The sequence below is a fragment of the Pelosinus propionicus DSM 13327 genome, assembly GCF_900114615.1.
In the GTDB taxonomy this organism is placed as follows: Bacteria; Bacillota; Negativicutes; order DSM-13327; family DSM-13327; genus Pelosinus; species Pelosinus propionicus.
Window position 1 is genome coordinate 17,526 of record NZ_FOTS01000014.1, and the last position, 20,519, is coordinate 38,044.

Consider the following 20,519-nt stretch of genomic DNA (forward strand, 5'->3'; position numbering starts at 1 on the left):
ATCTATGTTTTTCGATACCGAAGTATCTACGGCTGTAGAATTGCAAAAGCTGCTAACTTACTTGCGTATCAATGAGTGGCTGCAGGAAGATCTTTTTCACTTTAGATGGTTTGTTTTAATCGGTGTCTTTGCTTTTTCTGCCCTGGTTTGGTGCAAATTGGTGGATAAATCCCGCCTGCCGGAAATCACCTTACATGCGGGTTTAACAGCCATCATTACTCTCATTTTGGATGAAATGGGGGAAGAGCTAACTCTCTGGGAATATCCCGCTGATATTATTGCAATATTTCCGCCTTTATCAGCAGTAGACCTGGCTAGCTTACCAATGATCTATTCTCTGATTTACCAGAATTGCAAGACTTGGAAAACTTTTTTGTGGGCAACACTGCTAATGGCAACCGTATTCTGCTTTATTTTAGAACCGCTGCTGGTGTGGGGCGATTTTTATCTGCTCCTTAAATGGAAGTATTATTATGGCTTCCCCATCTATATTACAATAGCAATATTCCTTCGGTGGATGATTCTTAAAATATATGCTATCGCTAGAAAAAATAAAGAGAAACATATACTATAAAATTTTATACTTCCAGAAGCATTTTAGCTTAACCTTCTTTCTCTTCAAATGCCATACACATTTTCAGAGAGTATAATTACTTTAGCCGATATATATCGACTAAAGTTCGAAAGAATACAAAATTACCTGTGTTCTTATCGTAATATTACTAAGGAGTGAGAGATATGTATGTGCCTTGCAAGAGCAAAATACTGCTATTTTTCTTTTTTTTGTTTATGCAAACTATGACCGTGTCAGCAACGCCTCAAATTAACTCGGAAGCAGCGTATTTAATTAATGCCGATAACAATCAAGTTCTTTATGAAAAGAATAAAGATAAAATTATGTATCCAGCTAGTACTACCAAAATCGTAACAGCTTTGGTAGCTCTAAAGCACGGAGATTTAAATTCGATTGTTACGGTGAATGCTAGTGCGGTCGGAATCGAAGGTTCGAGTCTTGAATTAAAAGTAGGTGATCAGCTGACTTTACAAGACTTATTGCGTGGTATGATGGCTGTATCCGGCAATGATGCTGCACAGGCAGTAGCCGAACATGTAGGCGGAGGTTCACCGCAAGTGTTTATTAACTGGATGAATGATGAAGCTACTACATTGCAGGCTAATAATACTCATTTTTCTAACCCTCACGGCCTGCCTGATCCGTACAATTATACGACAGCACATGATCTAGGGATTATTACCGCTTATGCTTATCATCAACCAGGCTTTGTTGACTATGTGAGTCATAACTATCAGACCATTCATTTTATGAATCGAGGCACTGACGAAAAAGAAGAAAATATCAACGAACTGCTAGGTATGTATCCTGGAAGTAATGGAGTAAAAACAGGTTTTACTCGAGAAGCTGGAGAATGTCTGGTTGCAGCTGCCCAGCGGAATGGTGTGCAATTGATCACTGTAGTATTACATAGTGAAAATCGTTGGCAAGATGCTATCAAACTCTTAGATTATGGTTTTAAACAAATCGAATCACAACAAGCTGCTAATCATACAGAAAAACCACTTCCTCAAGAACAGGCTACTAATTCACCTAAAACAGCATACATAGAAGAAAATAAAGTCAATACTGATATAGTACCTATAGACAAGAAATCTTATAGTCAAATAAAGTCACCTAACCAAATGACAGAAGAATTTCAGCATAATCAACTTGCTAATTTGAAATCCCAACTACTAGAACTTAGTGTCTATGGCAGCGGTTCCTCTGACGCTGCGTATTTATTTCAAACTGACATTTTCAAGAGCAGCTGCTACATTGGACCAGCTTTAAAATATGATTCTCACAAGGCAAATAAGATTAGCATTGGTGTACGGCTAGCTGTACCTGCTTTAAATTCAGGCAACCTAGTAGAGTTTAGCGCGTATGGTGACCATTCGCTTGATGCCGCATACTTATTTCAATCTAACATATTCAATCGAACCAGCTACATAGGACCCGCTTTAAAATATGATCCAAGGAAGAAGAATAAGATGCTTGTTGGCATACGGCTTACGCTTCCCCTTTAAAAATCAGATCTACTAATCCAGTTATCGATTAGAATTTGCATCTAAACACCGTATACTGCAGATGCGTAAGCTAATACATTATTCTTTTGCTCTTACTTGACCTCTTTTTGCTGAAGAGTTTCCTTTGAACAAATCGCAAACAATGCCACTCCTAAGCTAACAATCATCCCCCCCACACTGTACATTACTCCATACCCAAAATATTCGCCAACGATCCCTAACAGTACTGCTCCAGTGGTAATTCCAATATCCATAAAGGAAGTAAAAAAGGCAAGTGCACTCGCTCGTTCATGTGGTAATGTCCGATCAACCACAAAAGCATTCAATGCAGGCATAAATGCACCAAATCCCAAACCAAAACATCCGCCAATTACTAGCAACAATGTTACAGTCTCTAAAAACGGCAGTAAGAATGTTGCAATTGCTAAAAGAGTTAAGAAGGGAATAATCACTTTACGCCGCCCATATCGGTCAGATAATTTACCTGCTGCGATTCGACTTATGAAAGTAAAAATTGCATACGTAGTAAAAAACACTCCGAAATTACTGATCCCTTGCTTCGGTGCGTATACTGGCAAAAATGTGATTACAGTACCATAAACAGTTGCTGCGGTAAAAAATGTTAATGAAGCAACTAATACAGCTGGTTGGCGGCCAATAGCCCAAATACTCACTGCTTGCTTTTCATGTTCTGCCGGCTTAATCTCGTCCACAAATAGAACCGACAAAAATGCTGCACCAGCAGTAATAATGGAAAAGAAGAATAAGCGAGAAAAATCATGAGTACTTGTGATAATCATACTGCCCCAAGCTGGAAAAAGTGCCATTGCCACCACATTGGCAATACCATAGACTCCCATAACTTCTCCCCGACGCTTAAGAGGTGCTAGATCAGCAACATAAGCATAAGAAGCAGCTAAATAGCTTCCATGAGCAATACCATGCATGATTCTCACTACATATAGAGGAACAACATTTTGTATTTGCCCGTAGGTTGCAAATAAAAGTGAAAACAGGCCTGCACCAAATAGCATCACTTTTTTGCGCCCATGACGATCAGCCATTTTACCAAAATAAGGACGCAACACAACTGATGCGAGTGTAAAAACTCCTACAACGATACCAATTTGGCTCGTCGTTCCACCTAAACTAGCTACAAATTGAGGTATCGTAGGTAATAATAAATAGAAGCTTCCAAAATACAAAAAACCAGAAAGACAAATCAAAATAAAATTTTTGGATAGCAGACGAAACTCTTTCCATTTTCTTACCGCCTTCCCTTAATTTACAATTTTAATTTTTGCCAAATAAATTGATATTGCTACTGTATTTACCATAAAAAATATAAAATCCTGCAAAGCATATTATACTTTCCAGGATTTCACTAATTTTACCTTTGTTTATCAACTCATTATTTACCAAAAGATACGCAGATATTCATGCCGAATTTTCAATCTTCTGATGCTTTCCCTGTAAGATGTTCAATGGTCATTTCTAAAGCATTTAGCTTTGACAAGTAACCAGCGATAACTGAATCAACTACATCTAAACGCTGGGGAGTATTTTTTTCGCAAAGCAGCCGTACTGCACGAGCTACATCTACTGGCTCTTTCAGTATACGTACTGTTCCAAAGGCGATAACACTTTCAAAATGTGCAGTAAAAATTTCAAGCAGCATTTTAGTATCTCCTACAACTGTAAAACATGCTTTAGAATTATGAAGGATGTTTTCTAATTTATGTCCCTTTACCGTACAATGAAAGTATAGTTTATTGTCTGCCAGCACATGATTTAGAGGTACCCCATAGGGCATGCCATCTTCTGATACCGTAGATAGTACACCATAAAATGCAGTTTTCAATATTATCCGAGTGCGTTCACTATTTAATGCTTGCTTGGTGAGTCTCATTGTTTTCATTCTTTTTCCCCTTGTCTTTTATTTCGAAGAGACGGTAATGGTCATATCATAATCCATATATTATATCTATTTAAAGTGCCAATTTAACATTATTAAATGGGTACAATCATGAGACAGTTAAGAGTCACTCTTATTTCTTTTCTGCAATGCTGCATACCATAATAATGACCAAGGCCTGCTAAGTCACGCAGTATTGCAGGCCTTGGTCATTCTATTCTATTGATGAGGGATACTATTGTATGCAGCCCTGTGTTTTAACTTCAAGTACCGCAAAAGGTTCGGTAAGGATAAGAGGATGGCTCAGGCAATGTGGAAAACTCATCTTGTTCCGGTGAATGATCATAGGGGCGGGAAAGAACACTTAGCAATTTCTCCATTACGCCGTATTCTCCTTGATTCACAGCAGCTTCGATCGCAGCTTCCACTCGGTGATTGCGCGGAATTATCGCAGGATTCGAATTTTTCATCAATTGATGTAAAACTTCCTTGCTTTCCTGCTGCCTGCCTACTCTCGTCTGCCAATTCTCATACCACTGAGTAAATTCTGTGGTACCAAATAAGGCGGTATTCTCTGGCGTATTAAAGGCTAATGAAGAAAAAGTATTGGTATAATCACTCGGTATGATTACTAATTAATTTGTCCATTCTCATGAATTGTTGATTTATCTAAGTTTGCTTTGAGTAAATAGGTTTTTGCAAATTGATCAAATTATTAAGTTAAGGTAATAATTGATTCTCATTCAAAAGACTGCAAATCACAAATTAGTAGCAATCTAAATGGACAATTTTTTATACATTTTTTGTAGCTCGTATAAATTCTGCTTTTGTTTTATTGAAGAATGTATTAAATTTACCTCTGATATTGATTAATTTTCAACCCTAACATTTTTTGAGCTTCCCTTGCACTTTCTATATATTTTAATACTGCCGCTTCTATGCAACACGCTCTCTTGAACTCTTCATCAGTCAACTACATTTGCCCTCTTTTGTACCTAGCTTTAGCAGAACCCACAACAATATTATATTTTTCATACCATTTTTTATATTCGTCCAGTGCCTTTTCCTTATCTCACGTTTCAGTGCTGACATGACCTTGTTTGAGTATCTCTCTTAGTTTTTTTATACCACCTATCCATTGTTTAATATAAATTGATAATGTGTTATAGGAAATTCCTGATTTTCAAATTGCTTTACAAAATCCTTGCAATACTCAATTAATTCATCTGCATTTGACCAATCTATAAACAAAGAAGCCAACTTATAAAGTTGAGATTAATGTCTCTGACAATACTTATCCGTTATCCTTAGACATTTTCTCCTTTTGAAATGATAAAGTTGAAGTATCACGCCACAATAACAATCAGGAATATGCTAGTGAATTGATCCATGAATTACGGTAGTATTCTGATGCAGATTTTAAACAAATTGTTGTAGGTCAACGATATATTTAGATAGTGTATCATCCAAATCAGCAAAAGTTTTTTTTATGTATTCTACTATTTCTTCAATATTTATACATAGCCCATCTTCATTTATAGGTATAGAAATTCCTTCATCATTGATTTCATAATCACTATAAAACTTAATAATCTCACCCGTCAAGATAGTTTCACCATTTTCAACTAAGTCGATTAATAAAGTATCTGTATTTCCCTTATCAATACAAATACAACCGTTGGCGACAATTTCTAAAACATCACCAGAAATATTTTTCATTTTTGCAATAGTTCCCAGATGAAACTCTTCACTATAAAAAATTTCATTATAGACACTATCTAAATGCTTTAGAGCGGCATCGAAATTATCTATCATCTCATCAAAAATTACCTCTAAACCTTTTATGTGATTAGTTACATCTATGTACCGAAGCGTGATATTTCTTTTAGCTTCATTATAATTATAAATAATTTTACACAGTACTTCTAACATTGATTTAAGATTAATTACTTTAATTTTTTTCAAGCGTATACTCTGAATATCATATAGAACTGAGCGTAAATCTTCAATTTTCCAATATATATTAGATTCAAACTCTTCAAATAGAGAAGTTAATTCACCATACTCTTCAGTATCAGTTATTTCTTGTAAAACTTCTCTTTCATCTTCAGGAATACTATCTATCCCTGCTTCTACCATGTAAAAATCATCAGAATACTTATCATATAAGTATTCTACATCTTTTTCTTCAGAGGAACGAAGATTGCCTTTATAAATTCGCTCTACCCTAATAAAAGTCCCAGATAATCTGTTAATTATTGCAACAATATCATTATATAGCTCTAAGCAAATTGGTTTGTTATGAGCAATCATATTCCGCATATTCCCAAATTCATTCCATTGATTTTCAAAATCAACTCCAAATATATCAATAAATTCTTTCTCCCAAATAGATTGACACTCGAGCAATTGTTGATATTCTTCTTTTAGAATTTCATTAATATTTCCTTGATAGCTATTTGCAATTTTTTTAAGCTCATATACTAATTCCTTATCAACGGTGCCAACATAACTATTTTTCAGCATTTTTATCAAATCTGTTACCTGTAAATTAAATAAATACGGTTGAACGTTCTTGAAGGCTTTATATTCTTTTTTTTGTAAATACCACTGGGAAAACCCTTGGGCTTTTACAATATACTCTTGATGAATTACTTTTTTAAACCAAGAATAGCCAATTTCTGCAATCATATATTTATTTATTAAGTGTCGAAAATTATTTTCAATAAAGTGCATTTTATGATAAAGCTCTTTACATATTCCTTCATTCTGTGTGTCTGTTTCCCAATATATTTCTTTAAAATACTTAAGAAGGCAATCTTTTATACCTATTTTAAAAAGATACAAGGGCATATTTAATTTTTCATTCGCCATTCCGCTTTTCTCATAAAAAATTTCAATGGAAATTGTACAATTTTCTTTATATGTCCCTTTTGAAAATTTCAATAAGAATTCTTCATTCTGAAAGGTAACTTTCGAACTTAACGAGATAGTATCATCAATAACCATAAGCCTACCAGGATTTTTCTTTACTTCTCCATGTAACAACATCAGTTCCATACACGTGCTTTCAAATATATGTAATAACAAATCGTTATCAAGTAGATCGTCATCCTTATCCTTGCCCTTAATGTTCGTAACAATAATGACTATGTTTTCCATTCAGATACCTCTATTTTCTCATTATATTAACTTTCTCTAAAAGAAGAAATTTCTCATACTTTACTATTAGATTAAGCATTATCTTTATCCTGCAGTTCTTCTTATTTATCAGTTTTTTGTTCATCCTAACACAATTGAACGTTCCGTCAAAAACATCTGCAAGTTAATGCAGGATTCTGATCAAAATTATTAGAAGTCTATTTTAATAGTTTGTATTGGAGTGATTTGTGTGGAAATCATTAATCTTAATTTTGAAAAAATCCCCAGTAATGAGAAAGGAAAGATCAGATATAAATTAGGCAATGATGAGCTTTTTCCTGAAGAAACTGTAATTAAACATCTAGTTAATAATGGGTACAAAGCAATCTGGTCAGAAAATGACTATTGGTGGTATCTTCTTGCTCTACTTTTTTGGGATGTCATTTTTGCACGAATACAAGGTGCAGTTACGGTCATACAACACGGTTTAGAAATAGACCTTGTTCCAGGATCTGATGATTTCAATAAATACTATGATCCGACAGTAAGTATCAATGGCATGCCTTCGGACCTATTCAAAACTGAATTCTACCCTCGACGAAAAGCGTTAATTACTAATAAGATTCAAGAACTCTCACACAAAAACATTGAAGAAATATTAAGGAAGAGTTATCATTTGCATTTTAATACTAACTGTCGACTCATAGAAAACTGGTCAAAATATTCAGTGGATCAGTTAGCAATTGCGACACAACTAGTCGATAGAGATAAACTACTTTGTATCTTAGAACGGATATTAAATAACATTAATGAAAATAGAGCTGGACTGCCCGATTTAATAATATACGACGACAAGGATTTCTTTTTTGGAGAGGTTAAAAGTGAAAATGATAAGCTATCTGACAAGCAGAAAGATTGGATTAGTTTTTTAGAGTCCCTCAATTTAACGTCTAATCTATACGTTATTAATCATTCAAATAAGCAAATCGAAAACATTAAAAATAGAAGTACAGCGAAAAAAATTTTTATAAAAGTTAGCTTTGGGAACTCTACAAGTAAAAAGCGTGAAGAAGCAATCCAATTTGTAAAACAACAACCTACATACTTCACTTCCGGTGAGGGGAAAGAACAAATATATGGAGCCATTTTCGACGCAAGCGACATAGAGAACCTATATCAGATTTTAGACCTAACCAGTGGATGGAAGACACAGCGTATTGAAACAAACGGCGAAATCTTAAAATCCACTGAATTACGTGGTGTGCTTTGGTGTTTTCGTGAAAAAAACCGTCTCAAAGCGTCTTCTGATTATTGCAAGCAACATCAATATAATGATGAAAAAAATCCGTTTAACTGTAGGCAAATTAGTTTCGACCCTAAACGATGGACACAATATGGATATATTGACACAGAAAACGGTGACTGGGTATTTAATAAAGAAGAACTGCAAAATTTTATAAACGATATAATTGCACGCCAATCTTTATGTCCACTTTTTGACTCAAAGAAAATTGCGCAGTTTTTGAAAGATTTGCCTAACACAATAAACCCAATAAGAGATAAGAGCTGGGCTTATTTATCGATTGACCGTCGTCGTTGGTTTTGCCACAATGGTCAATGGATTGATTCGTGGGGGAGTTCTGATGGTTATCCCGGTGCGCGGACAATGATAGGTATTGAAGAAATTAGTAACAAGGAAATAAAAGAATCCCTCCAACACCTTAAATTAATGAAAGAATTCCGTAGCGAAATTACAGTTAATATTGAATCGCAAAAAACAAGACAGGTCGCCAAGAAATCTGGCTGTTTTATTGCTACCACTATATATGGCGATTATGATGCGCCACAAGTGCTTACTCTACGCAGATTTAGAGACAAAATACTAGGCCAAAGTGTTCTTGGTCGTATTTTTATTAACACCTATTACACTTTAAGTCCCATTTTGATAAAGATTATAAAAACACATAAGCCTGTTAGTAATATCACCCGTATATTCTTGGAACGTCTTATTCTCTGGTTGGAACAAAAGCATCCTAATATCTGAAGAATTATTGATCAACAAAAGTAATTTGCCAAGATTGTTAATCCAAGATAATAATTAAATTAAATGGGAAGTCATCCACATGGACGACTTCCCATTTCCACTTTATATGCACAGCAAAACTGTGAGCATACCTTCATTTAGCAATATAAATCCTTTAATTTTTATACGGCTGAATTCCCATAGCATCCAATGTTGTCCATAAAGATTCTAAAGCCGTTTTCCTATCTCGATAAAAGGCACTGCCTCTTACTCTCCAGAAATTCCAACCCACTCGTTCTAAAATCATTTGCCGTTCAAGGTCAGCCTCCCATCTATCAAGACCATGCCATTCATCGCCATCAACTTCAATCGCTAAACGTGCATTCATACCTTCAATAACGGTGTCAATTCGGTATGGGTGAGTTCCCACTTTAAATTCTGGGATAGCGCGGTACCCTCGTGCAACGATTAACTTATGAATGTCTTTATGAAGCTTGCTTGAGCCATATCTTCGAAACAACTTCTCCGCATCCTCCATTTCGTATTCTGCTCTTCTGGGGTCGAGACAATATTGAAGTAAATGGTACCGCATACAATTTGGGTTCAAATCTTTTAAGTCTACAGAATGGAAAAGCCATAATTGCTCTTTTGCTCTACTCGCCGCAACATTAAATCGCTGTTCATCGGACCGCTTACTTAATACACCTGAACGAACATTAGGAGCGGCAACCATAGAAAGAAAGATTACATCACGTTCATCACCTTGGAAAGAGTAGGCATCTCCACAGATAATTCCTCTATCTATCATTCCGCCTTCTCCGAGTTTTTCACGAAGCTGTTGCTCTATTACATAGGCTTGCTCTTTCCCCTGTAGTGAGATTACTCCCATTGTCTTATTTTCATACTCTTCCTTACTGCACAGTTCCACTATTTTATCAACTAATGAATTAGCCTCTGGCTCATTTACAGCAGAAGAACCTTCATCACGATATCCATCTCCCACTCGTACGGAAACTATCGGTGGAGTCAGCGCACCTGTACTTGGAACCTTAAGAGGTTCAATTGTACCACCATAAAACATATCATTACTAAATTGAATAATCTCTGGAACACATCTAAAATGTTCCTTCAACATAATCTGCTGACCAGGAAACACTCTCAGAGCGGTATCATATAGACTATCTTGTAACGTAAACCTCTCTCGTTGTGGAATATCGATGAGATACCGATCTATTAGTTTATAAACTTCTGATTGGTCTTTACCAACGCCTTCAGGACTAATTTGTCTGTCATCCCCCACTATTACTGCTCGTTTAGCTCTAAATAACGCACTTAGTGCAAACAAGTCGCATTGACTACTCTCATCCATTATCACAACATCAAATGGTTCCTCAGATGGTTTAAAATTTTCTATGACCCTGTTTAAAGGCATAATCCATACAGGAACTGCTCCACGACAAGACGCCATCTCTTTTTTAGCATCAGCTTGATGTTTTGCGGCATATTTCCCAGTTCCTTTACCGATCCTCCGTATAGTTTGTACCCAAGAACGAAGACTTCTTTTTTGCACGTCAGTTGTTCTTTTATTCTGCTCAAGCCAAGTTGATTTGGCAACTAGGGTCTGTATTAACCTTGATTCTTCATCTCGAGCATGCTTTAGTTGTTCATATAGTTCTTCTAATTTATATTTAGTAAAATGTTTTTTCAGCCAACATTCCGCTCTTCTCCAATCCCAAGCACCTCGCCAAGAAGAAGGTGGCTCAGAAATGTCCTCAAACCTTACCTCAGCTTCAATCTGTGCTGTCCAACGAGGAGCGCAAGAACTTAATCGTTTTTTTAATTCTATTAATTCTTGTACCTTGGGTTCTAACGCACGAAGTCTACGTAGCTCCTTTAGAGTACCTATCCATCGATTACCATCACCGAGACGATACGCATCATACAATGTTGACCAAGAGTCATGTGCATTCTCCATAGATAAGCCTTGCTTTAAGAAACCTGAGAACGACTCAAACTCTTTATTCAATTGATTGTATTCTAATAGCTCTATATATGCGACGAGACTATTTTTAAAGCAATTTAGCCATTCTGGATTTGTCCATTCAAGAACTCCGTGCGGCTTAATGTCCTCCGACACAGATGCTAAAGCATTTAAGTGGTCAAACTTCCAACTGAAAGCAACTTCAATAAGACCAATATACTTTTCTAATATTTGTAGCATTTTAGGTTCTGACTCACTTAACGATGGTCCATCTACAATTTTGATACTATTATTCCATTTTTGCACAAGGCGTTTTTTTGCCTCTAGCATATCAATATGATGTATTAATATTCCGATATCCTCTACTGTGCGGAGACTAGATCCATTGATTTTGAATTGATCTAGAATATATAATGATTTTTTACCAGTTAACAGCTTAAACATAAAGCCCAGGCTTCCATTCTTAGATAACTGCGTCCGTATAATCTCTGCATCTTCTCGAACTTGTCGTAGGTCAAAACTGCTAGAAATTTCTAAGGAAAATTCAACAATTTTATTCTCTATTTCACGAATTGCACGTTTTCTTTCCTTACAGTCAGTAACAAGTTCTTGCCAACTAACTATTCGATTTTCCCCGTGTACAATGTCGTCTAATACTTTAACTAACCATTCCTCGGACAACAATTCAAAAGTTGCTAAAGCCCTTTCTGTAACCATCAAGCTCTCAGTAGCTTTGACAGCGGCGTTTGGAGATAAAAGGCAACCTTTAAGTTTTCCCTCGCGGTCATCATTTCTTGATCGCAACTGCATTAACTTATTGTATGTGCTTGAAACCATATCTCCATCAGGAAGGTTTTCTAATTCTGGACGTCGTCGCAATACTTTATCTACATCTTCTTTCGATATCTCATTCAATAATCCATATAACTTTATCAACTCAGAATCAGAGAAAAGGATTTCAATAGAATCATCTATTTCATCAGGAAACCAGCCATATTCCTCTTGGTTTCCAACAAGCCATTCTGCTAATTGCATTGGAGAGAATTCTTGTTCTGCAAAATTAACTTTCCCGTTTTCAGCCTCAGTAGCTCTTCCTAATTCTGTTTTTATTCTTGCAATTTTACTTTTACAATCAGAGATTTCTTTGCGTAGTATTGTGATATCTGCTGACAATATGTCCACATTCATTTTGTCTAACCCTTCGGAAATTTTCGTGACCGAAAGATCTAACTCCTGAACCGAACGTGCATCACCACCCATCACACTCACACAAAGTGGCGCAATCTCAGGCAACTTAGTACGAATCATATCACCTAGTACCCGCAAAGCTCGCTCCGTCTGACTTGTAACTAAAACACGTTTACCGTGTGCTAGTAGATGGGCAATAAGGTTTACAATAGTATGACTCTTACCTGTCCCTGGAGGACCTTGAACTACGACCCCAATATTTTTGCTTAGTCTTCTTACAATTTCCTTTTGGTCTTCATTTGCGGGAAGAGGAAAAAGTAATTCTTGACCAATAGGTTTCCATTGACTAGATTCAGTTTCTTGTCTTTCTTCGCTTTGCTTTGATACATCTACGGATACTAAAGCTTCTATAGTTTCCGGTACATAATGTCCATTTCGTATTTCCTCAATTACTGCCTTTAATTCCGCCTGCCATTGCCTTCCTGACTGGCTACGAAGAAATATAATGGGAGCGTTATAGATTATTGGATTACTTTCTGCTGTCAATCCTCGACCTGAAATTAATTCAGCCTCTCCTTTACCATTAGGAGATAGTGTTTGAGCTAATTCATTTAAGAATGGTTTTAATATCTCGTCTTCTAATGGATTTATTCCAACATCCTGAATAAAATGCTCCATTGACACTAAATGAGTAGAATTAGGAAGATCTATATTACTTAACATATCTAACTCAAGAATTGTTCCATTACTAGTTGGAACCAATTGAAAAAGTCCCTTTTTAGAATCGAACAAAAGTTCAATTCTAGTTGTTAAAACAGGACGAAATACACGGCTGTCATTTACACTCCATGCCAGCAAACCATGACCCCAAACAAGTTCTGTGGAGTCTCCTTCCCGTCGTAACCGTTGATAAAGGGTAAACAATTCACCATACAATCTTTGTATTTTTGTTTTTGGGAGAGTATCTGAAGCCCAAGGCTTCCACTTCTCGTCTAGCCATTTTTGCCACAGTGCCATTCGCTGTGGCTCCGCATCAAACAGAATTTCGTTCTTTGCTTTTAAATCCTCTATCCGCTTAACCAGCCTAGCTAGAACATCCTCTACTTTTGAAAGTTCATCACCAGTAAGCGTCGTTGTTTCTACTTTTAGCTCTTCAATTCTTTTCTGCCCTACATATAATTCTTCTTTTTCTTCATACGTTAGTTTTGATATAGTGCTGTATACTTGTGGAAACTTATCTGGTTCAGTCCCTTTAATCTTAATCCATTCCTCAAGTTCCTTGGGTATTACTGGAGATGGTTCAATTACTTGCTTATATACCTCTAACCATGCTTCTGTATCTTTTGTATTACTATGTAGGAAACATCCCTCTCCAATAGGAAGTTCACTTTGCCACCAATATTTATCATCATACTTTTGAAAGTCCCTAACCACAGGAACCGTTAAATTCTTTAATGTTAATAGATATTCAAAAACTTGAATTGGACTCGCCGACATAGGTTCACCTCTTAACCAATATTCATTTTAAGATATACTTAGAGACTTAAGTAGCCATTTCCTTTAAAGAATAGTACAATTTGCTAAACTTTTTCATATCATATGGAATCTTATTAACAGTATGTGTAATGTTTTACATTTCGTAAATCCGATATAATAATTATTATCTTCAGATCAGATTTATTCTGATGTTATAATTAGTGCGAATTTTTTAATATTCCTATGAATAGCTTATATTCTCTATACAGTTTTATCTTACTTATATTTACGAAAAAGTAAGAAGGAAAAAGATTCAAAAGATAGAAGGCTTTGTTTTAAGTTAAAACTTATCTAATAGGAGTGAGTATTGTGCATGTGATTAAAGACGCAGTTATTATTTCAACCCGTACCCAAAATGTTCATAAAATTGGTGACAGTTTCAAAGAAGGAAAAATATATGTTAATTTCTCTAATAGCTCAGTATATCGATATGATAATGGCAACTTTAAATCAATGGGTAAACTATCGACTTTCATGGGGTTATGATTATGCAATAAATGATTTACCTTGGGGAAAATTGAAAGCAGATTGGTACGAGGATGAAGATTAAATTAATAAATCTTCATCCTCCCACAATAACTGAGAAACATTGATTCTTAATTTTAAATTAAGAATCAATTACTCTTTACTTTTACATTACAAAAGTATGAACTTCTAAATTATAAAGCGAGATAACCGTTCTTAATTAAAGGTTAGTCTCGCTTTTTATAATTGTTATACTTTAAGCTAAAAGTAGTAATTATTTTAGGTCATTTTTAATATAACAATACTTCAAAAGCTAAGTTCACTGCTCCTGATTTTGTATCACTTTAAATAATTTCGTAGTTCTACTTCTAAATTTTCCAATAACTTAATTTGAAGATATAGAAAGCCATTATTAATAAAATGAGGTAAGCATCCTGCTAAATCTTCATCAAGAAATTGATAAAATTTAGATTTATATTTTGTTTCGATTTCGATGTGATTACAAAAATTTCGATACATTCTAACTTTTTCTAATACATGAAAAATTCCCGGCGGACAAATTGCTTTAAAACTATTCCAAAAATAACCTTTTTCTACTGTTTCTATGGACTCAGTAATGGAAATATTAGTTGCGGTAATAAATGTTTTAAATGAATCTTCGTTATATGCTAGCGGGACGGAAAGTAAAGCTATACTATTAGGAATAACCGAATCGCCAAGCCACCCTTTGCCATTAATATCTTTTAGCCTTTCATCAACTCCGTTGATAAGCTCCTTGATTGTCAGCATTTTTAAAGCTAACCATTTTTTATCAACAATTTTAGCTTGAAGTACCTCTGACTTCTTTGTATTTTGATTTAAAATAGAATGACATTTTTCAATATTTTCTTTATTTAGCAAATATCCGTACTCAACATATCCCTCTTGACTACTTTGTAAATGAATTGTCGTCCTACAAAAATCCGAAATTACCCCGCTGTTATCATCAATTGTGAGTACCTTATTTCCCCAAAGAGGTATTTGCACTAAATGCAGACTCTTATACTTTTTTGTTAATTCAAACAGCTTAATATATTGCTCCTTTTGATGTTTAGAGCAAAATTCACGTCCACTAGATAATACTGTTACATGAACTTCCTTTTTCAACGCCGCTATTAAAGATTCAATTAATATATCACTCGGACTACAAATGTCAATTAATGGTAGGCTTAGTGTAATTTTACTATTTGCACTTTTAATTAGGCTTATCCAGTTATCATAAATAATACCAGGGCCACAATATTCTTCACTCAAATCTAATCCTGAGATTAAGTTCGACTGTGGATAATGAGCAGGGAGTCCTTTTAAAATAACATTATCATTATTCTCCAAAACATTTAAGGCATCCTCATACCCTTCCACTCGAACCAGCCCCTCATAAACGGCAATACGAGTATTTTTTTCATCGTTAGTATAGAACAGGACGTTAAGCCGTTTAAAAAAAGTTTTATTTCCTTCTACGTTCACCAAATCAATTAAGTCACCATCATACAATTCCGCATCAATTTTCTTGTACTCATTTATAACTCTTTTTACTTGTTGAAATTCAACAGAGTCTACATTGGGCGGAGAGATAACTGGTCGCAGACTTACAAGTCCATTTTCTCTAACTTGCCTACTTTTCATTAATTGAGAACTCTCTCTCTTTACCGTTCCTATTAAACCGTCTATACACACTGGTACTAATATTTGTTCTTTTTTATCCATACGTCTTTCCTGTAAATAATCGTGTCCGATTTGGGTTATTCGTTGAGTCCTATCATTTATAAACTCTTGATACACTAATTCCCAAAACGCTTGATCAACCAGTTCTTCGTCCAATCCTATAATCAAAGAAATTTTATCCAAACTAAGTCCGAGACTATAGTAATGAAGTACAAATTCGACTACTACTGGAAGTTGACCTCGACTTTGCATTAGACAATGCAAACTACATTTGAAGACAGGTGCGCACAATTCAATATAACCGGAGATTTTATAGCCTGGTAATTCATCTTTATATTTATCTACTAAATGCTCAATCGCCATTTATGCTTCCCCCAATATTAAAGTAAGTTCTTGCGTCTTCAATAAGACATTCAGCAGGATACTTTTTCATGAAAGATAGCAAGTTTAAAAAAGGGTTCCCAAAAGGAGTCTGCGCTCGTTCTGCAAAAAATGCATTACCTACTATTATAAGTGCATTTCTACCTCTTGAAAGAGCTACATTTAATCTACGATAATCATGTAAAAAACCAATATTATTATCCTTATTAGACCTAACAATACTATAAATTGAAATATCTGTTTCAGAACCTTGGAATGCATCTACATTATCAATAACTATTTTTATATTCTTCCACTTATCAGTATTATTAGGCTTAATTAAATTGTGCAGTAACCCCTTTTGTGCAGAATAGGCGGATAGTACTCCTACTCTAACTTTTCCAGGTACGTTGTTATATCTGGTTTCAATGAGTTCAAGAATTTTAAGGATTACTTTAGCTTCAGCATTATTTTTTTTAGATGAGTTTAATTCTTGCTCATCACAATCAAGCATACTTGCCGTATCAAACCAAGCTATTGTACGAGGCCACCACGACATCTCATGCTTTCTTTCTTCCGCTGTTTTCTTTGTTGTAATAATTTCGGTTGGGTAGAACACCTCCGAAATCAATTTAGCTATACTTGGATGCATTCTAAATTGTGAGGTCAAAATAGTTTTTGCATTTTCCGGAACTCTTTCAATCAATTCTTCAAATAAACTTTTTTCAAGTTCTTCCTCCCGTATACCAAGTTTCTTTAAAATAGGCTTAATGTCGCCATTAACTACAGGAGGAAGTTGTCGATGATCACCAACTAAGATAATTTTTTTCCCTCTTATAATGGGAACTAGAAGCTCCGGTGCAGTAGCACGTCCTGCTTCATCAACAATAACCCAGTCAAATACCATGCTATTTAATGCATTACGCGATGCAATTCCTAAACATGTTGCGGCGACAATAGAAGCCTTTTGTGCAAAAATTTCATCAAATTCATCTAATTTTCCTAGTCGTTTATGCCATTCTTTAGTTAAAAATACTAATTTATTAATTTCTCCATCTTTTCCATCATGGGATACTTTTGCATTACCAAATGAATCCAAATTTTTATCGTTTTCAAGATACTCTTTAATGTCTACTTGTCCTTGTTCTGTAAGGCAATAATTTAAACTGAGATACTCTAACAACTCACTTTTCGAGCTAACTTTCACTTCAGATACCCATTTTTTCAATTGGTTAGGCATCATTAAAAATTGAGAATCCTCTGAGATTTTATCTGCTCTACCGATTCTAATAATTCTCTTATTATTTAATTGTTTGTGAATATTATTTAAAGCATGATCAACAGCAACATGAGACTGTGAACTCAGTAAAATTTTTGCTTTCGGATCCCTTTTCAATATTTGGCATACTATTTCGGTAATTACTGTAGTCTTACCAGTTCCAGGCGGTCCTTGGATTAAAAAAATATCTTTCGTAGCTAAAGCTTTTTCTACTGCTATTTCATTAGAAGTATCAAGATTTTGATAAAATTTATCTACAGGGGAAATACCATACATAGAAATAATTTCTGGATCACTAATAATCTTAGATAAAATTGGATTAACAGTTGTTCCTGTTCTAATCGCTTTTACTGCCCATTTTAAGCGCCGTAAAGTAGTTTCCGCCTGCTGAGTATCAATTCCTAAAGTCCCCTTTGTCGCTAGATTCTCAATATCTGCAATCAAATTACGATTTATCCAGATCTGCTCTCCCCGAACTTCGTCTACTGTTCCAATAGACATAGTTCTTCCTGAGTTTATCGACATTTGAACATAATCACCTTGTTCAAAATCACATGAGCCGTTTCCGGAATGAACAATAAGTTGGTCTCCATTTTGAGATAGTTCAAAAGAGTCATAATGGCATAGCGTTCGTTTTCTTTTTATCTCTAGCATTTGCTCATCAATAAATCTTTCCCATTTTTTTATAAGTCTGTTTTGCGTTTCTTCTCTTCCTATTTGAACCTGCCGCTTCTTTTCCTCATCTTCCACTTGAGATAGGAATTCTACCAATTGGCTATCTTCAAAAAGCTTATTGCCTTGAGATACAATAATCCAATTAGCATTAACCTCAACAGCATATTTTGTTTCCTTTTCCCATTCAGTGTAGTCAAGGCTATTTAACCTCTTAATAAACAAACAGCTTTTTTCAGATGACAAAATGCAATGATATCTTGCTTTTTCTCCTATTAGATAATAATTATTTTTTCTTTTATAAATTTTACTTTTATTTAAATCTTTTTGAATAAAAGCTTTGGCATAGTCACCAACGTGATACCTAATCAATCCAAGGTCATATAATTGCTTACAAATACCAAAATGCAACGTTAAATTATGAGTGATTCTAACAGTGTTTTTTCGAATAAGTGCTTTGACTTCACTGATAACTAAACGAATGCTCTGCGGTCTTAATTCGGGCTTCACTTGTAACATGCTTTTAAGAAGAGCTTTTAAGATAACATCACAAGCTAATTCATCAACCTGATCCAAAAGAAGATCTTTATTATCTGGTGGATCATTTCCTTGAAGAAGGAAAAAAAGTATTGCCCCAACGGAAAATAAGTCGCTAGTAGGCTTTGCTTCATGCCGCATTAGCTGTTCAGGCGATGCATACGCCACTGTCATATAATCTCTAAGAGTATCAGTAGAGTTATAGGCATACCCCATAATTTTACTAATACCAAAATCTATAATTTTAACTTTTGTGAGTTCATCTACTAAAATATTTGATGGTTTTAGGTCGCGATGAATAATATTCTTCTGATGTGCATCTGCAATTCCTTCTAATATACCTAGAAAAATTTGTAAAATATCACCAAGACTTATTTCTTTATTTTCGATAATCTTTTTAAGATTCTTTGATTCAAAGTACTGAGTCACAAGATAGAGTTTATCATTTTCTACCCCGGAATCTATATACGTTATAATATTAGGGTGGTTAAGTCTAGCCAAAGATTCACATTCGCGACGAAACAATTCCTTAACACCAATACTTGTAGAGTCAATGCTTGATAATACCTTAACAGCTACCAAATTACTATTATTCATTAGATCTGCGGCTAGCCACACCCTACTTGTATTCGTTCTGTCGATTTCACGAATTACGTTATACCGATTACCGATTAGTGCCATAGTCCCCTCCTACCATTACTCTTTCAAATAACCTTCAAATAATTACTCTTGTAACATTCGACAAATCTAAAAAGTGCACCTGCCATAATTCTACCAATTCCATGATTTATTGTATATTATGTATCGAGCTACCCTGTTTTAAAACTCAATCGATTTTTCAAACCTTTACTCTTTTAAAATCAGCTTAGAACTAGCTTCCCGAACGAACCTTGCTATTTTCTGATATAAGTAAAGAAGCCCCTGTACCAAGCACAGGAGCTTCTTCTACACAAAACCTGATTAACAGGTTGAGGGGTTTTGCCCCTCTGGATAATCGAGTTATAACATAGACACACGAAAAAAGATAGGATATCTCCTTAAACCTAGATGGCTAAATACAAGGACTAAAGGTTTCCCTTTTCAACCTGTTTGCGAAAAGTCCTCTGAACAATAGGTTTTACAACAGTATAATAAAATTTTTTCCCTTCAGCAATACGTTGTAGAGAAAAAGGGTTCTTTTTATTTTCAAGTCCATTTACCAGAAAATCTTCTTTACTATTATTCTTGTTTCGAATTTCCTGAAGTGTTCTCATTGTTCCCCTTTCATTTGTCTAAAATATACTTTTTGACACTTTTCCACAAAGCTTCGAGCCATATCTAAATTACAATAGTCATAACATATAAAAAGCAAAGCCAAAAGTCCGTCTTTATGGATGATTATTCTTTTTGGGCGCTACGGTCCACCGATTCATTTCCCATTGATTCCAAACCATCTTATCTAAGTCTAGCCCATTAGCCTCAAACGATTTTCTGATAAATTCTCTCTCATACTGTATTTGAGCAACAATAGAGTTATCGCCTCTTTTCTGATAAGCTTTCTCCATATCGGACAGCCTCTCATATTCTTCCAACAATACTCCTATGATAATAGATTTAGATATATGGGTGTGGTCCATTTTCAACTACTCCTATCTTT

The 20,519-nt window shown here is 35.0% G+C and carries 13 protein-coding genes; 4 read left to right on the forward strand and 9 right to left on the reverse strand.

Annotation, left to right across the window (positions count from 1 at the left end; genetic code table 11):
* Positions 1-4: 4 nt before the first annotated feature.
* Together BMZ99_RS09225 and BMZ99_RS09230 are read left to right on the forward strand one after the other, a co-directional pair.
* Positions 5-574, forward strand: a complete 570-nt coding sequence (locus BMZ99_RS09225; RefSeq protein ID WP_090935720.1) for a CBO0543 family protein — start codon at positions 5-7, stop codon at positions 572-574.
* Between the two features lie 215 nt (positions 575-789).
* Positions 790-2,082, forward strand: coding sequence for a D-alanyl-D-alanine carboxypeptidase family protein (locus tag BMZ99_RS09230; protein ID WP_245754892.1), 1,293 nt, complete (start codon positions 790-792; stop codon positions 2,080-2,082).
* A 92-nt stretch (positions 2,083-2,174) separates the two neighbouring features.
* Here the strand turns inward: BMZ99_RS09230 and BMZ99_RS09235 are convergent, their stop codons facing one another.
* From BMZ99_RS09235 to BMZ99_RS09250, 4 genes are all read right to left on the reverse strand, one after another.
* Complete coding sequence (locus BMZ99_RS09235) at positions 2,175-3,308, reverse strand: MFS transporter (RefSeq protein ID WP_175490511.1); 1,134 nt, start codon at positions 3,306-3,308, stop codon at positions 2,175-2,177.
* A 224-nt stretch (positions 3,309-3,532) separates the two neighbouring features.
* On the reverse strand, positions 3,533-4,000 hold the full coding sequence (locus BMZ99_RS09240; protein WP_090935729.1) for a pyridoxamine 5'-phosphate oxidase family protein: 468 nt from the start codon (positions 3,998-4,000) through the stop codon (positions 3,533-3,535).
* 260 nt (positions 4,001-4,260) lie between these two features.
* Positions 4,261-4,467 (reverse strand): hypothetical protein, encoded by a 207-nt coding sequence (locus BMZ99_RS27560; protein ID WP_407670187.1) that lies wholly within the window; start codon positions 4,465-4,467, stop codon positions 4,261-4,263.
* Between the two features lie 949 nt (positions 4,468-5,416).
* Positions 5,417-7,159 (reverse strand): hypothetical protein, encoded by a 1,743-nt coding sequence (locus tag BMZ99_RS09250; RefSeq protein ID WP_090935733.1) that lies wholly within the window; start codon positions 7,157-7,159, stop codon positions 5,417-5,419.
* 229 nt (positions 7,160-7,388) lie between these two features.
* On the opposite strand from BMZ99_RS09250, the gene BMZ99_RS09255 reads away from it, so the two are divergent.
* Positions 7,389-9,182 (forward strand): CFI-box-CTERM domain-containing protein, encoded by a 1,794-nt coding sequence (locus BMZ99_RS09255; RefSeq protein WP_090935736.1) that lies wholly within the window; start codon positions 7,389-7,391, stop codon positions 9,180-9,182.
* 154 nt (positions 9,183-9,336) lie between these two features.
* Here the strand turns inward: BMZ99_RS09255 and BMZ99_RS09260 are convergent, their stop codons facing one another.
* The gene (locus BMZ99_RS09260; RefSeq protein WP_090935740.1) at positions 9,337-13,827 is read right to left on the reverse strand and encodes an AAA domain-containing protein; all 4,491 of its coding nucleotides are present in this window, start codon (positions 13,825-13,827) and stop codon (positions 9,337-9,339) included.
* 436 nt (positions 13,828-14,263) lie between these two features.
* On the opposite strand from BMZ99_RS09260, the gene BMZ99_RS26275 reads away from it, so the two are divergent.
* Complete coding sequence (locus BMZ99_RS26275) at positions 14,264-14,416, forward strand: hypothetical protein (RefSeq protein WP_175490512.1); 153 nt, start codon at positions 14,264-14,266, stop codon at positions 14,414-14,416.
* Positions 14,417-14,670: 254 nt separating this feature from the next.
* Here the strand turns inward: BMZ99_RS26275 and BMZ99_RS09265 are convergent, their stop codons facing one another.
* From BMZ99_RS09265 to BMZ99_RS09280, 4 genes are all read right to left on the reverse strand, one after another.
* Complete coding sequence (locus tag BMZ99_RS09265; protein ID WP_090935743.1) at positions 14,671-16,398, reverse strand: hypothetical protein; 1,728 nt, start codon at positions 16,396-16,398, stop codon at positions 14,671-14,673.
* The gene (locus tag BMZ99_RS09270; RefSeq protein ID WP_090935746.1) at positions 16,388-19,564 is read right to left on the reverse strand and encodes a serine/threonine-protein kinase; all 3,177 of its coding nucleotides are present in this window, start codon (positions 19,562-19,564) and stop codon (positions 16,388-16,390) included. Before BMZ99_RS09270 ends, BMZ99_RS09265 begins: the two co-directional genes overlap by 11 nt.
* Before the next feature lie 383 nt (positions 19,565-19,947).
* Positions 19,948-20,136 (reverse strand): hypothetical protein, encoded by a 189-nt coding sequence (locus BMZ99_RS09275; RefSeq protein ID WP_090935749.1) that lies wholly within the window; start codon positions 20,134-20,136, stop codon positions 19,948-19,950.
* Between the two features lie 114 nt (positions 20,137-20,250).
* Complete coding sequence (locus tag BMZ99_RS09280) at positions 20,251-20,499, reverse strand: hypothetical protein (RefSeq protein WP_090935752.1); 249 nt, start codon at positions 20,497-20,499, stop codon at positions 20,251-20,253.
* Between the last annotated feature and the right edge of the window lie 20 nt (positions 20,500-20,519).